General features: G+C 60.1%; 13 protein-coding genes and 2 pseudogenes. 4 read left to right on the forward strand and 11 right to left on the reverse strand.

Going from position 1 to position 13,988, the window contains the following annotated elements:
- Positions 1-296 (forward strand): pilus assembly protein (locus NKI67_RS31440; RefSeq protein ID WP_352648692.1); only part of this gene is annotated, 296 nt, incomplete at its 5' end.
- Positions 297-948: 652 nt separating this feature from the next.
- Here the strand turns inward: NKI67_RS31440 and tnpC are convergent.
- The 4 genes from tnpC to NKI67_RS31460 all read right to left on the reverse strand — a co-directional run bounded on the left by tnpC (position 949) and on the right by NKI67_RS31460 (position 3,342).
- Entirely contained in the window at positions 949-2,472 is a 1,524-nt protein-coding gene (tnpC, locus tag NKI67_RS31445) for an IS66 family transposase (RefSeq protein WP_352648694.1), read from the reverse strand.
- Positions 2,473-2,541: 69 nt separating this feature from the next.
- Positions 2,542-2,898, reverse strand: coding sequence for an IS66 family insertion sequence element accessory protein TnpB (gene tnpB / locus NKI67_RS31450; protein WP_023800865.1), 357 nt, complete (start codon positions 2,896-2,898; stop codon positions 2,542-2,544).
- A complete protein-coding gene (locus tag NKI67_RS31455; RefSeq protein WP_352648751.1) occupies positions 2,895-3,050 on the reverse strand; it encodes a hypothetical protein in 156 nt (51 codons plus the stop codon). The genes tnpB and NKI67_RS31455 overlap by 4 nt, the downstream gene beginning before the upstream one ends.
- Complete coding sequence (locus tag NKI67_RS31460) at positions 2,983-3,342, reverse strand: transposase (RefSeq protein ID WP_352648697.1); 360 nt, start codon at positions 3,340-3,342, stop codon at positions 2,983-2,985. Before NKI67_RS31460 ends, NKI67_RS31455 begins: the two co-directional genes overlap by 68 nt.
- 520 nt (positions 3,343-3,862) lie before the next feature.
- Between NKI67_RS31460 and NKI67_RS31465 the strand changes: the two genes are divergently transcribed.
- On the forward strand, positions 3,863-4,288 hold the full coding sequence (locus NKI67_RS31465) for a YidB family protein (RefSeq protein ID WP_352648699.1): 426 nt from the start codon (positions 3,863-3,865) through the stop codon (positions 4,286-4,288).
- 333 nt (positions 4,289-4,621) lie between these two features.
- On the opposite strand, the gene NKI67_RS31470 is transcribed toward NKI67_RS31465, so the two are convergent.
- Positions 4,622-4,744 carry a KTSC domain-containing protein gene (locus NKI67_RS31470; protein ID WP_352648747.1) on the reverse strand — a complete coding sequence of 41 codons (123 nt, stop codon included), beginning with the start codon at positions 4,742-4,744 and terminating at the stop codon, positions 4,622-4,624.
- Between the two features lie 281 nt (positions 4,745-5,025).
- Here NKI67_RS31470 and NKI67_RS31475 point away from each other — a divergent pair.
- Positions 5,026-5,376: pseudogene (locus NKI67_RS31475) on the forward strand (transposase); the annotation flags it as partial.
- A 22-nt stretch (positions 5,377-5,398) separates the two neighbouring features.
- Here the strand turns inward: NKI67_RS31475 and NKI67_RS31480 are convergent.
- From NKI67_RS31480 to eglC, 3 genes are all read right to left on the reverse strand, one after another.
- Entirely contained in the window at positions 5,399-6,709 is a 1,311-nt protein-coding gene (locus NKI67_RS31480) for an HlyD family type I secretion periplasmic adaptor subunit (RefSeq protein WP_352648701.1), read from the reverse strand.
- Positions 6,709-8,454 carry a type I secretion system permease/ATPase gene (locus NKI67_RS31485; RefSeq protein ID WP_352648703.1) on the reverse strand — a complete coding sequence of 582 codons (1,746 nt, stop codon included), beginning with the start codon at positions 8,452-8,454 and terminating at the stop codon, positions 6,709-6,711. Before NKI67_RS31485 ends, NKI67_RS31480 begins: the two co-directional genes overlap by 1 nt.
- A 97-nt stretch (positions 8,455-8,551) precedes the next feature.
- Positions 8,552-9,943 carry an endo-1,3-1,4-beta-glycanase EglC gene (gene eglC / locus NKI67_RS31490; protein ID WP_352648705.1) on the reverse strand — a complete coding sequence of 464 codons (1,392 nt, stop codon included), beginning with the start codon at positions 9,941-9,943 and terminating at the stop codon, positions 8,552-8,554.
- Between the two features lie 333 nt (positions 9,944-10,276).
- On the opposite strand from eglC, the gene NKI67_RS31495 reads away from it, so the two are divergent.
- The gene (locus NKI67_RS31495) at positions 10,277-11,359 is read left to right on the forward strand and encodes a sensor histidine kinase (protein WP_352648707.1); all 1,083 of its coding nucleotides are present in this window, start codon (positions 10,277-10,279) and stop codon (positions 11,357-11,359) included.
- Positions 11,360-11,701: 342 nt separating this feature from the next.
- Here NKI67_RS31495 and NKI67_RS31500 read toward each other — a convergent pair.
- The 3 genes and pseudogenes from NKI67_RS31500 to NKI67_RS31510 all read right to left on the reverse strand — a co-directional run bounded on the left by NKI67_RS31500 (position 11,702) and on the right by NKI67_RS31510 (position 13,669).
- Positions 11,702-12,182, reverse strand: a pseudogene (locus tag NKI67_RS31500) (Ros/MucR family transcriptional regulator).
- A 234-nt stretch (positions 12,183-12,416) separates the two neighbouring features.
- Entirely contained in the window at positions 12,417-13,355 is a 939-nt protein-coding gene (locus NKI67_RS31505; RefSeq protein ID WP_352648709.1) for an ABC transporter permease, read from the reverse strand.
- Positions 13,322-13,669 carry a pilus assembly protein TadG-related protein gene (locus NKI67_RS31510; RefSeq protein WP_352648749.1) on the reverse strand — a complete coding sequence of 116 codons (348 nt, stop codon included), beginning with the start codon at positions 13,667-13,669 and terminating at the stop codon, positions 13,322-13,324. Before NKI67_RS31510 ends, NKI67_RS31505 begins: the two co-directional genes overlap by 34 nt.
- Positions 13,670-13,988: the final 319 nt, after the last annotated feature.

The following is a 13,988-nucleotide window of genomic DNA, read 5'->3' on the forward strand; positions in this document are numbered from 1 at the left end:
TCGGCTGGGCTCTGAATGCTATGTCGAGTGTTCGGTACACGCTGGAAACGTCGTCACGTGCGCTGCAAATGAAGAACTCGCTGACTCAGGCCCAGATCCAAGCCATTGCCACGGAAAAATTACTGGATTTGGGATTGAAAGACGTCGACGTAACAATAGCAATCGACGCCCCCAGCGGCGGCTTTCGCATGGCACATCTGACCGCCAAATATGCGTTCGTGATCGAGTTCCCGTATTTCGACCGGTATCCGATTAATTATGCGACAACCGTCACGGTTCCGTTGATTGGAACATAAGGCTCGTTCTAGTCGGACGCCGCGGCCCACCACCCCGGACGTTCCTCTGCCAACCACCTTTGAGCCTCCTGATAGGATGGTGCCAGAGCGACCGTAAAACCGGCCTCGCGAAGTTTCACTTCCAGATCGGGCGCGAACATGCTCATCCTCAGCGACAAGGACCAGCGGCTTTTTCATATTCAGCAGCAGTGCACGTTTGTTGAACAACTGCCAGCCCGATGAGCCGAGTTAGACTTTGTGCGGCGCGGGCGGCTCAACGAACAAGTCGCTTTGCCAATCATTGAGTTCCAAGGGGCCGAACATAAACTTGGCAGGCTTTCAACATGGGAAAAGACATGTCCGCCCGCGAGCGACTGAAGGAGGGCAGGCCCAAGCCTTAGCCGATGAAACCGGCATTACGCAGGCGCAGGCGCGCGAGCAGATCGATGATCGGCACCGACCATGCATCATTGCGCGAGGCGTGAATACTGAAGAGCCGCGCGAGCCGGAAGTGAGCGGGCGTCGTAGAAATTACGAAGGAGCGAGCGCGTACCGATCAGTCCCAACATCGAGAGCACATAGACCAGGAGCAACGGAACCACGGATGGTTGGCTGTCGAGGGCGGCGTCCTCCTGTTCCTCGCCAAGATTGTGATCTCACGTAAGCGCTGTTCTCAGGCCACGGCCTTTAGCTCGGGCGCGCGGATGTAGGCCCAAGGCAGCAGGTCGTCGATCTGGCTGTTCGGATGGCTGTTGACGATCCTGGTGAGTACGTCGGCGAGGTAGCCGAGTGGCTCGACGCCATTGAGTTTGCAGGTCTCGATCAGCGACGCAATGACTGCCCAGTGTTCGGCGCCGCCGTCCGAGCCAGCGAAGAGCGCGTTCTTGCGGTTGAGCGCGATCGGGCGGATTGAGCGTTCGACGGTGTTGCTGTCGATCTCGATGCGGCCGTCGTCAAGGAAGCGTGTCAGGCCTTGCCAGCGCGAGAGCGTGTAGCGGATCGCCTCGGCGAGCTTGGTCTTCTGGCTGATCAGGCCGAGCTTTTCACGCAGCCAGGGTTCAAGATCGGCGACAATAGCGCGGCTATTTTCCTGACGCATCGCATGGCGTTCATCGGCCGATCGGCCGCGGATATCGTCCTCTATTCTGTAGAGGTCGGCGATCCGTCTCAGCGCTTCGCTGGCGATCGGCGCGGGCCCGGCTGCTGCCAGTTCATAGAAGCGCCGACGGACATGCGCCCAGCAGAATGCGAGCGTGACGCCGCTCTTGTCGGCCAGCGCACGATAGCCGCCATAGCCGTCGACCTGCAGGATTCCAGTGAAGCCTGCGAGATGAGCGATCGGACGCTCGGCCTTTCGGTCGGGTGCGTAGACATAGGCGACGCCCGGTGGGTCGGCTCCCTGCCATGGCCGATCGTCACGCGCATAGGCCCAGAGCTGCCCAGTCTTCGTCTTGCCGCGGCCGGGATCGAGCACCGGCGCCGTGGTTTCGTCAGCAAAGAGCTTCGGTGAAGTCTTCAGCTTGCCAAGCAGCCGCTCATGCACCGGACGCAGGTGCCAGGCGGCGCGGCCGACCCAGTCGGCGAGCGTGGAGCGATCGAGATTGATGCCTTGCCGAGCATAGATCTGCGCCTGACGATAGAGCGGCAGATGATCGGCATATTTTGAGACCAGCACCTGGGCGACCGTTGCCTCGGTCGGAAGACCACCCTCGATCAGCCGGGCCGGCGCCGACGCCTGAACCACCACGTCCTCGCAGGCGCGGCAGGCATATTTGGGCCGGCGCACGACGATCACACGCAGCTGCGCCGGAACGATGTCGAGCCGCTCGCTCACATCTTCGCCGATCCGATGCAGGCCATTGCGGCAGCACGGGCAGGCATGGTCCTCGATGTCGACGACCATCTCCGTGCGCGGCAGATGGAGTGGCCACGCGCCGCGGTTCGCCCGGCGCTTGGCGACACGCGCCTGACGTTCGCCAGGAGCAGTCTGTGCCTGCTCTTCATCACCGGCGGCCTCGATCTGTTCGGCCTCTTCGAGCCCCAGCAGCAACTGATCCTGGGGGAGCGTCTCGGCTCTTCGGCCGAAGCGATGACGCTGCAATTCCTTGATGATCTGGATGAGACGGGCGTTCTCGACATCGCGCGCCAGGACCATCGCCTTCAGCGCGTCGGGAAGCTGGTCAGCCGTCATCGCCATGAGCGGATCAGACCATATTCGCCGACAGCCCGCGACAGCGGAATCCAGACTGATTCACTTCGTCGCGGGTCAGCCCGCCTGAACCGGAACGCGGGTCCGGCGCGCCTCGTGGACTCGCCGCCAGTCCAGCCCCTCCAATAGCGCCGATAGTTGCGCGGCCGTCAGCCGCATCATGCCGTCATGCACTTTCGGCCAGCGGAACTCGCCGTCCTCCAGACGCTTGGCATAGAGGCAGACGCCGGTGCCGTCCCAGAAGATCAGCTTGATCCGGTCCGTCCGCTTCGCCCGGAAGACGTAGACGGCCCCGCTGAACGGATCGGCGCCCATCGTCTCTCGCACCAGCGCCGCCAGCCCCTCCGCGCCCTTGCGGAAGTCGACTGGCTTCGTCGCCACCATGACCTTGACCGCACCCGTCGGCCCGATCACGTCGTTGCCTTAAGTGCGCGGATTACCGCAGCCACCGTCTTGGTATCGGCGCCCCGGCCGACGCGCATGGCGACACCGTCGATCTCAAGCTCGATCACGCCGGCGTCGCGGACCGTCTTCTGCTTCCGTGGTCGTGCTGGGCGCTGCGCCACCGGTTCCGGCAAGGACGCTGCGACCACCGCAGGAACGAACAGGGATTCTAATGCCGTCGCCTCCGACGAGGGCTGACGCGTAGCTCGGCGCCAAGGCAAACAGTTGCTGCGGGGAAAGTGCATATCGGCGAGCTACAGCAGAAACCGTTTCACCAGCCTTGTAGCTCTCCGCAACGATCCGCGCCTTCTCCTCTGGAGGCCACTCGCGTCGCCGGCCGGAGCCCGTGAACACCTCGAACCGGCGCACCGGCTCCAAATCGTTCGACTTAAGCGTAAGCTCTGAAATCGTCATATGTCGAAGCCCTCAAAGGCTCCGAACATCGTCCTTCACGCCGATCCCCGAAAGGTGCCGTCGGAACATCGCTTACGATCTCACCTGGCTTCGTGACCATTATCGTCCAGCCCATTTTGCCGTCGGTCTCTCTCGAAATCCTTGTCGCCTATCTGCTCGGATCACCGGATCCCCGGGCAGGCGGCTCGGAAGCCAACCAGGACGATTGTGTCGCCATCGTTCTTGTCCATGGCGCCAACAGTGTTTTCTGCTTCACTTATGTTCCAAGTTTCTAATGCAAGATTTTGATAAGGGTGTCGCCCACAATCCGTGGCGGAATGTGGAAAGCCCGCGCCTCCGGAGCGAGGACGCGAGCTGCGATCTGACTCTGCGGAGGCACGGATGCTGAAGTCTAGCCAGAAGCGAGCCGAGAAGCCGCAATCGCCCGGTTAAAACCGAACCGAATATCGGCCCAGCAGCTCAACCGTGGAACCTTTCAAAGCCGCATGCCTTCTCCCTTCCTCATAGAAGGAGATGCGAAATGAGCCTTGATATAGGAAAGGTCGCCATAGCGTTGCTGGGCCTGCTTGCCTACAAGAATAGAGACAAGATTGGCGAGTTGATCGCTGGTAAAAAATCGACAGATCCCAACACTAGCGCTGGCTCCCCTGGCGGCCTCGGCGACATCCTGGACCGTCTCAGAAATGCGGGTGCGGGCGATCAGGTAGATTCTTGGGTAGGAAAAGGATCCAACCGGCCCGTTCAGCGCGACCAGGTTGAGAAAGCAATTGACCCGCAAACGTTGAGCGATTTGGCTGAGCAAACCGGATTGTCTAATGAAGAACTTCTCGACCGGCTCACGAGGGAACTGCCCGACGCGGTAGACAAGCTTACGCCCGACGGCCAGATGCCCGCGGGCAACGGTCCAAATCTCTTGGACGAGGTACCAGGAGCTGGTCGTACTTAGCGCCACTGCGACAAAGCAGGCTGAAAATAAAAGCCCGTATCCCTCAGGGGACGCCGGCTTCGGGAACCGACCTGGCAGCAATCGTGTGAGGGGAAGTTGGACCTTCACCGCGAGGCGGTGTTCCAAGGTCGATCACAAAAAGTCCCGCCGCACAGCCAGGACGGCGGGACCAATCGAGCGCCTTTGCACCAGGCGGGGGGATGCGGGTTGGGCTTGCCCGGTGCGCACGGACCGTTAGGAACCTTAGGCGTATCACCGACAATGCGTCCACCAACCGACGGTTGGAGCGACAAGGACAAATTCGGTCACCGGCAGGTCGGGTCATCCTGGGTGCTATCGCTCGCCACCAGACGGTACCGGATGGTTTCGGATATGGTCGTTAAAGTAGCGCCCCTTGGCGAAAGCGGCTTTGAATTCGGCAAAGGTTTTCGGCGGTACGGCCTCAAACTCGTGCAGTTTGCCGCTGACTACGAATCACACCGAGAGGATTTTACTGTCGGGATCGTATTCTGTTTTGCCTATCGAGGTGGAGGGCATGACGGCGGCTCGATCGAAAAGCAAATCAACGACCGGAGAGGCCGTCGCGTTTCTTATGACTGCAGCTATGGTAAGCCACCCAGCTCAATTCGGAGCGCTGCCGGCGAGAAGATGTGGATAGCGTTCGTCATCATCCGGCGGGCGCGCGCAAGATCGGCCCGACGTGGCGCGTCGGCGGGCGCAGTGGACCGGGTCGCCGCCCTATGCTCTTCGACGGGCCGATCAATGGTTTCCGGCTGTATGTCGAGAAGGTGCTCTTGCCCACCCTCAAGCCGGGCGACTCGTCCTCAACGACAATTCTTCACACGAGGACATGAGGGGCAAGGCCGTCCGGCACGCCCTCGGCAAAGCCGGCGCCAAGCTCTTCTTCCTGCCGGAAATACTCGCCAGACCTGAATCCGATCGAGATGCTCCTTGCCAGGCTCAAGCACCTGCTGAGAAAGGCCGCCAGATCCACCACCGACGCCGTCTGCAGCGCCATTGGCGAAATCCACGATGCTCTCAGATCAAAGGAATGCGCCAACTATTTCACCGAGGCCGAGTATGGGTGAAGGCCGAGTCAAGCACGCGAACTCAGTCCTCCCTGAATGCCCGACGGATTTGATCGTCCAAAGGTTTTACGAGGTAAGACAGCATTGTGCGGCTGCCCGTCGAGAAGAACACCTCGACAGGCATACCGGGCGACAAGGTCAGGCCCTTCAGCCTCGTAAGCTCTGCACGTGGCAGGCTGACACGCACAGTATAGAAGCTGGTGCCGCTTCGCTCATCGATGCTGAGATCGGGGGAGATTTCACTGACTACACCATTTAGCTCTGGCGTTGTCCGCTGGTTGAAGGCCGAAAGTCGCAAGGCTGCGCTCTGTCTTGGCATCAGCTGATCGATGTCCTGCGGAGCCACACGTGCTTCGACGGTCAGCTCGTCTGTCACAGGGACAATCTGCATGATGAGCTCTCCCGCAGATATGACACCACCGACCGTGTGAACGCCGAGCTGATGGACGACGCCAGTCTGTGGGCTGCGTATATCGATACGCTTGAGCTGATCCTCGGCCGAGACCTTTTGCTCGACCAACTCCGAGAGCTTTGCCTGGACGTCACGAAGCTCCGTTGCCACCTCGCTGCGCAAATCCTGGTCGATCTGAATGATCTGCAAGCGGATTTCGGATGTATGACCCTTCGATTGCGCCATGGACGCAGTCAGCTTCCCATGCTCGCCTTCAAGCCGGACTGCATCACGCTCAAGCGTCGTTATGCGATCGATTGAAACCAGCTTGCGTTCCCAGAGCTTGCGCATTCCGTCGAGCTCAAGCCCGATCAATTTGATTTCCTGGCTTTTAGCATCCCTTTGCTCGGTCAAGCCGGCGACTTCTTCGGCGAGCTGAGCAATGCGCTCTCTCAACTGAGCCTTCTGGCCAGCGCGTGCCTGGCGACGAAATTCGAACAGGGACTGCTCGCCGGCCATCGCACGCCGGATCTCAGGATCGTCCTGCCGCGACGTCAGCGAAGATGGGAAGGCGATGGTGTCAGTGCCATCGCGCTCGGCTTCGAGGCGGGCCAGACGGGCCTCGAATTCGTCCAGGCCCTTCGTGACGATGGCTAAATCGGCCCGGGTCACGGTTTCATCGAGACGGATCAAAACCTGGCCCGCCTTCACGGCGTCGCCTTCTCGCACGAGGATCTGACCGACCACGCCACCCGTTGGATGCTGCACCTTTTTAACGCTGGAATCGACGACCAGCCTTCCCGAAGCAATGACGGCTCCAGAAAGCTCCGTGACCGCGGCCAGGCTTCCGGCCCCGCCAACCAGGAGCATGCAGACCGCGAGACCGCCGAACAGATAGCGTCGAATGGTCCGGTCGATCGCCGATGCCGCGTGTTGCGTCATCAGTGTGTCGCCTCCTCAGGGCCGGAGACGACCTTCAGGGGAACGCCGCCCGAACGGGTTACCTTGCTCAAGACCTCATTCTTGGGGCCAAACGCCTGGACACGGCCGTTAGCCATGACGAGTACCTGATCCAGGCTTGCGAGCGCGCTCGGCCGATGGGCGACCACGACAGCAATGCCGCCTCGCGCCCGCACGCCCTCAATTGCCGCCGCCAGCGCGGCCTCCCCTTCGGAATCGAGGTTGGAATTGGGCTCGTCCAAGATAACCAGGAACGGATCGCCATAAAGGGCCCGTGCGAGCGCGACCCGCTGTCGCTGGCCCGCCGAAAGCGCCGACCCGGCCTCGCCGATCCGCGTTTCGTAGCCTTCCGGCAGATGGACGACAAGGTCATGAACGCCGGCCGCGTGCGCAGCCGCCAGTATCTTGTCCGAAGAGGCTTGAGGTTCGAAGCGTGCGATGTTCTCGGCAATGGTGCCATCGAACAGTTGCACATCCTGCGGCAGATAGCCGACATGGTTGCCCAGCTCTTGCGGCGACCACTGGTCGAGCGTTGCTCCGTCCAGCCTGACGGTCCCGCGGGCTGGAAGCCATATCCCGGCTATTGCTCGGACAAGCGATGATTTTCCGGACGCACTCGGTCCGACAATGCCAAGGCCGGCACCCCTTTCTAGCGCGAACCCGACATCCTGCACAACCACACGACGCTCGCCGGGTGGCGTGACACAGATGCTTTCTACCGCAAGAGCAGATACAGGTGCCGACAGCGAGACACTCGCGGCAATTTCGGGAAGCAGGGCCAAAAGCTGGCTCAGCCGGGTCCATGCCTGGCGAGCACTGACGAAACCCTTCCAGTGGGCGATAGCCAGTTCGACCGGTGCGAGCGCCCGGCTCATCATAATCGAACTGGCGATCATAATACCGGCTGTCGCTTCTTGATGAATGACCAGATAGGCGCCGATCGCCAGTATACCCGACTGCAGCATCATGCGCAGGATCTTCGAGATCGTGCCGAGCGTCCCAGCCAGGTCGCTGGCTCTTGCGTTCGTGTTGAGAAAGTCGGCGTTGACGCTTGACCAGCGCTCGGCCATGCGCGCGCCAAAGCCCATCGCCTGCAGAGCCTCTGCATTGCGACGCGTCGCCTCCGCAAGCGTATTGCGCGCTGCCGCCTGGCTGTTTGCCCTCTTCGCAGGCTCCCTGGTGCGAACTTCGGCAAGCACAGTCAGGCTAGAGAGAATGATGGCGCCTGCCAGCGCCGTCATGCCGATCCAGAGATGGAACAGGAAGCATATTGCCAGATACAGCGGCATCCAGGGCAGGTCGAAGAGCGCCGTCGGACCAGTGCTCGACAGAAACGAACGCACCTGGTCAAGATCCCGCAACGACTGAAGGCCGTCGCCTGGGAGCTTGGTGCGCAAGGGCAAACGCATAAGAGCGGTATAGACTTGCCCGCTCAATCGCGCATCCAAAGCCATCCCGATGCGCACAAGCAACCGCGACCGGATAAGCTCAAGAACGCCTTGGAAAATGAACAGCATGCCGGCAAATACGGCAAGCCCAACAAGCGTCGGCACACTGCGGCCGGGTACGACCCGATCATAGACCTGCAACATGAAGAACGAGCCGGTCAGCGCCAGAACATTGACGACGCCGCTCATCAGGGCAATTCCAGCGAACACGCGGCGGAAAGAAGCCAAAACCGCAGCGAGGGTTGTTCGTGGCGGCTCGGACGAATGGGAATGCGACATCGCCTTCACATCGGTTCCAGTTCGGTCCCCGGCGCAAGGATCGTGCCCGCAATCAGGCTCGGTGTCTCCATACCGCAGCCACCGTCAGGTGTTGCGCCTAGATATGCCAATCGTTCAGCGCGTACGCGTGGATGTAGTCGATCTGCATTTCCGCAGGTGTCGCAAGCCCGTCGGCGGGCGCTCCCGCCAGGCCACCAACCGCCAGATCGACCAGCATATATATAGGGTCGTGCATATCGGAAGGCGTTGCGGCACGAGCAACTTCAACGTCGTCGAAATACCAGACGAGTTCGTCTTCTGTCCACAGCACTCCGTAAGTGTGGAACCCTTCGGTATCGGCGGCATAGGCCGTCGAGGACACTGTCGTATGAGTTCCCGTCTCGTTGGAGTGGCTTGTCAGAATGAGCTTGTTTGGATCCTGACCGAGCATTTCTACGACGTCCAGTTCCGGTGGCCAGGAGCCGTCAGCCGGGAGAAGCCAGAAGGCCGGCCATACACCTTGCTTTTCGGGCATGTCAGCCCGAATTTCGAAATAGCCGTAGGTTTGTGCGAAGGACTCATAGGTCGTCAGCAAACCTGACGTGTATTTGTAATCGTTTATGTAGGGCTGAATTGCCGCGGGAGCCCGGGCGGCGGTAATGGTGAGAACACCGTCCTCAACGCTGAACGGGTTGACGGAACGCGTCGGGGCATAGTTGGTATCGATATACCATTGAAGCTCCTTGTTGCTCGTGAGCGAGCTGCCGTTCGCGGCGCCCCACCAGAAGTTCGAGTCCCAGGTGCCGCTCGAGCCATTCCACAGGTCGAGCGTGTTGAACTCGTCCGAGAAGGTGAGTTCCAGATGCGACCTATCTAGGGCCAGATCGAACTGGCCTAGGTTGAACTGGTCGATGGTCTTATTGGCGAAAACGAGAAACTCGTCATCGGACAGGTTAAGTCTGACGTTCGCCCCCGACTGGACCATGTTGGCGTGCACATCCTCGAAGGAGGTGAAGCCGAAGCTTCCGACGCGCGCGGTATCATCGGCGCCAAAGTCGAGGATCAGGTCACTGCCGTTGCCGGGGGTCACGACGAAAATGTCCGCACCGGATCCGCCCTTGAGAACGTCATCGCCCTGCAAACCGTCGAGCGTCTGTTGGCCGGAGCCGCCGGTAATGATGTTGTTTAGCTCGTTTCCGAAAGCATAGTGTTTGTCGCCGGTGACCGTCAGGTTCTCGAAATTCGCTGGGAGCTTGTAACTCATCCAGGTCGAGATGGTGTCGACACCCTCGTTGGGCAGCTCGACCGCCTTGTTCTTGGAGGAATACAGATAATAGATGTCATCGCCCTTGCCGCCGTACATCGTAACGGTGACGCTACCGTCGGCGTACATTGAGTCGTTGTAGATGCTGCCATAAAGTGTCGGGCCGGAATTCGTCGCCGAATACCACTTTACGGAGGATCCGCTATAGGGGAGTGGAACACCTTTGCCGTTCAGTACGTTGGCCATTCTGGTCCTTTCTCCTCTTTCTCGCCTCGATATCGGGCCTAACACCTATTGAGAGCAAAAGGAGCCAGTACCATTTAGCTTTCGAGTTTGGAGAGTTACCAAAAGCTTAATACGCAGCGGAGCCACTTGCCCGGGGGCGCCTCACTCCTTCAGGGCACAAGGCGTGGCACCCCGGCGCTTGGCACTCTCTTCGGCCGGTCGCAATATTAGACGTATGGCCGTTGCACACGACGCAAGGCCTGTTGTCAGGTGCATGACGCGGTGCGAAATGCAGCCTTGGCGATGGCGGGGGCGCTGCATTGTTGATATTGTACGCACGGAACAGGCGCGCAAATGACATCTGATTCAGAGAAGGCCGCGGCGGTCGAGCAGTTGCTCGATACACCTGAACTTGCAACCGCACTGGAAAGCGAACAGTTCAAAAAATTCCTTGACCAGGTGCCGATCGCCATAGCCGTTTCGGACCTTGCCGCTGAGGAGCGTGTGGTCTACGCCAATCCCGAATTCGAGAAGCTCTCAGGCCTGATGGCCGCCAGGCTCACACGAGAAAACTGGGCAGCCCTTTTGGGCAAAGGCCTCCACGAGCAGAAGGACCGGCCGCTTGCCGAGGCCGTGGTCGAGGAAACCGATTTAGTCGGCACCTACAGGCTGGAACGCAACGATGATAAGCCGACGATCGTCGATGTTTATTCCAACGTGATCGAGGACGACAACGGCAAGATATGCTTCCGGCTGGTGGCGCTGGTCGACGTATCGGCCCATGGCGAGGCGGGAGATGAGCGCTCGGTGGAGGAGCGTGTCAGCGAGAAAGACACGCTGCTACGCGAACTGCAGCACCGGGTAAAGAACAACCTGCAGATGATCACCGCACTGATCCGGCTGGAAAGCCGCAACGCGCCCGAGGCCGACCGGAGACGGTTTGAGCGGCTCGCCGGTCGCGTCGACGCTCTCGCGATCCTCTACCAGACGCTAACGGCCGACGAGCCGAAGGAGGAGGTCGATCTTGGCGTCTATCTCAGCCAGATCGCGTCCGCGGTGATGAGTTCGCATGCAGTCGAGGGGATCCGCCTGGATATGAAGGTGGATACATATCCCGTGTCAATAAACGTCGCCATGCCGGCGGGACTGGTCGTGAACGAATTGCTGACCAATTCACTAAAGCATGCGTTCCGGGAACGCGACGGCGGCACGATAACGCTGCACAGCATCGTCAATGGCGACGGCTGCCGGGTTATAGTGGCGGACGACGGAATCGGCCTGCCGGAAGGCGAGACGTGGCCCAAGCCAGGCAAGCTCGGAGCGCTGATCGCGCGCTCGCTGACCGAGAACGCCAAGGCGCAGTTCGCGGTAGACTCTAGCGCCAGCAAAGGGACGAAGGTAACCATCATCTTCAAACGATCGGCGGCAGCAAGCTGAAAAATTGCCGTCGAACATACCAGGCTGACAGCTGGCTTCATGCCGCGGCCTTGGGCAGGTGCTGGCCCGGACGAGCCTGAAACGGCCTCCTTCTACGATCGAAATCTTCCATCGAAGAGCCGGCAGGTACGTCCGCGGGGGAAGCAGGATGAAGTATGCGGGCGTTTCGCTCGTTAGGCTAGTTTAGCGTGACCGGCCTTAAAAAAAGCCGGCAGGTGGCGTTCTGCCGTAATACATATTCTCCAGCAAGCTACAATATCCGCCAACAACGCTGCTGCGGAGGCAGCGTTCAAAGCAACGGCGGGCAAACAGCGCCCGTGGATCAATGTCGGGTGCAGCACTCTAAGCTTTAACGGGTGCCTTGCGCGCCTTCCTCACCGGCGACTTGATTGCGGTTGTCGCTGCCGCCGTGCGAACAGCTCGTTTTGGTTTTTCTGCCGCAGCTATTGCTGGCACTGCTGCCTTGCGCCCCAGACCTATCGATTTCGCCAGGGCCGAGCGGGTAGCCGCGTAGTTCGGCGCCACCATCGGATAATCCGAGGGCAGGTTCCATTTCTGGCGGTATTGATCAGGGCTCAGATTGTAATGCGTTCCCAATATGACGCTTCAAGGATTTGAACTTCTTCCCGTCTTCCAGGCAGATGATGAAATCCGGTGTCACCGATTTCTTAATCGACACCGCGGGCTCCAGTTTGACTGTGGCCGGAGCCACGGGCTTGCCGACCCCTTGCAAAGCGGCATGGGTGTCCCCGATCAGCTTCGACAACTCGCCGACCGGCAGAGGATTGTTCGAAACATCGGCGGAAACGATGTCGGCGGTAATTCGAGTTTTCCTCTTGTCTAATGGCGCGTCTAATGGCGCGCATTGAAATGGATGAGCTGTTTATTGCCAATCAGGCAAATAATTCGTTATTCCGCAACAAACCCTATTCCCCGCAAATATCAAGCCGGCAAGCTTCGCTTTCATCGCCTCCAGACAAGCTTGGACGCGCTCGATGTCGACAGCCGTGCTGGTCGGGAATACTGAAAGCGAGCAGCGACTTCGGACAGCGCTGCCCTATTCCCGTGCGTACGGCACGCCGAGCATGGCCGGGGCGCTGGCCCGCGAGCGACGGATCATCAGCGCAACGATCGCCGCAACATAGGGCATCATCAACATATATTGGTAAGGAATGGCGATGCCGATGCCTTGGATTTGCAATTGCAGGGCGTCGAGGAAAGAAAACACCAGTGCCGCTACCAAAATCGGGTAGGGCCGCCACAGGCCGGCGATGACGATGATGATCGCAAGCCAGCCGCGTCCGTTGGTCATCTCCGGCACGAAACGCGCCGCCTGACCGACAGACAGGAACGCGCCGGCGAGGCCTGCCATCACGCCGCCGAAGACCACGGCAGCATACTGGACCGGGGCCACCTTCACCCCCTTTACATCGAGGGCTTTAGGATTGTCGCCAGCGCAACGCACGATCAGCCCATAGCGCGTCCGGAACAGGAATAGCCACACCGCCGGCACCGTCAGGAAGGCGATGTAGGTCAGCACGCGCTGGTCGAAGAGGATAGGGCCGAGCACCGGGACATCGCTCAGGCCCGGTATCGGCACGTCGGCGAAGAATGGGATGGTCGGCGTCTCGCCGTGGCCAGCGAAAGCGGAACGCAGCCAATAGGTGGAAAGCCCGGCGCCGAGCAGGTTGACGGCAAGCCCGGTGACGATCTGCTCCACTTTCAACGTGATCACCAGCACGGCGAACACGAGCGCCATCAGCGCGCCGGTGAACCCGGCTGCAAGGACGCCCAGCCACAGCGAGCCGCTTTCATATGCGGCGAGATAGCCGGTGAAAGCGCCCATAAGCATCATGCCTTCGAGACCCATATTGTAAACGCCGCTGCGCTCGGCGATGAGTTCGCCAATTGCGGCGAGCAGGAGCGGGGTGGCGATGCGGATGGTGGCCGCCGCCACACTGATCAGGATTGACACTTGGAAGAGAGCGTCAAGCACGGCCAACCCTCCGCAGGCGGAAATTGCACGCCGCCCAGCCGGCTAGGTAGAACAAAAGGAGGATCGCCTGGATGGCATAGATCAGCGCTGAGGGTACCCCGGTCTTGATCCGCCACCGCCTGTAATTTCAGGCTGCTAAAATACCAATAGGACGTTTCGACACCGAGGCCCGCACCGCCAACAATGATTGGCAAGGACAGGGCAAAAACAACGGCTACGTTGCCGTTATTCCCGAGGCCTCGTCGTAGACTGTGGCCGAACCAGCCGAAGATATGTGCGGCCCATTCCATTGAGATTTGTAGGCGCAAATACATGAATGAAGGAATAAGAAGTCCCTCCACTTGCACCCTCCTGGGCGGGCGGCAACTCAGAGATCCTGTCCATCGCTGCACCTGAGGCGGGCGAACGCGAACGGGCCTCTTGGTCGCTGGCAGCGGGGCGCGTGGTTTCGATTATCTCATGTACAAGCGTTCGTTGGTCTTACGGAGAAGAAAGTGACGCGATCGGCGGCGCCTTCCAGATCTTCGGCAGCAGATATTCGGCCATTCAGAGGGCCCGCGCCCGGAGAAGTCCACATCACGACGTGCGGACGTCTCTTCGCCGCCGCGGGCTTGCTAACTCGCTACGTGTTTC

The sequence above is a fragment of the Mesorhizobium sp. M0408 genome (genome assembly GCF_040321495.1).
Classification (GTDB): domain Bacteria; phylum Pseudomonadota; class Alphaproteobacteria; order Rhizobiales; family Rhizobiaceae; genus Mesorhizobium.

Coding starts and splice junctions, on each gene's coding strand:
- NKI67_RS31465 (WP_352648699.1), top strand. CDS start 3,863: ATGAGCCTTGATATAGGAAAGGTCGCCATAGCGTTGCTGGGCCTGCTT.
- NKI67_RS31485 (WP_352648703.1), bottom strand. CDS start 8,454: ATGTCGCATTCCCATTCGTCCGAGCCGCCACGAACAACCCTCGCTGCG.
- tnpC (WP_352648694.1), bottom strand. CDS start 2,472: ATGGCGATGACGGCTGACCAGCTTCCCGACGCGCTGAAGGCGATGGTC.
- NKI67_RS31510 (WP_352648749.1), bottom strand. CDS start 13,669: ATGTATTTGCGCCTACAAATCTCAATGGAATGGGCCGCACATATCTTC.
- eglC (WP_352648705.1), bottom strand. CDS start 9,943: ATGGCCAACGTACTGAACGGCAAAGGTGTTCCACTCCCCTATAGCGGA.
- NKI67_RS31460 (WP_352648697.1), bottom strand. CDS start 3,342: ATGACGATTTCAGAGCTTACGCTTAAGTCGAACGATTTGGAGCCGGTG.
- NKI67_RS31495 (WP_352648707.1), top strand. CDS start 10,277: ATGACATCTGATTCAGAGAAGGCCGCGGCGGTCGAGCAGTTGCTCGAT.
- NKI67_RS31480 (WP_352648701.1), bottom strand. CDS start 6,709: ATGACGCAACACGCGGCATCGGCGATCGACCGGACCATTCGACGCTAT.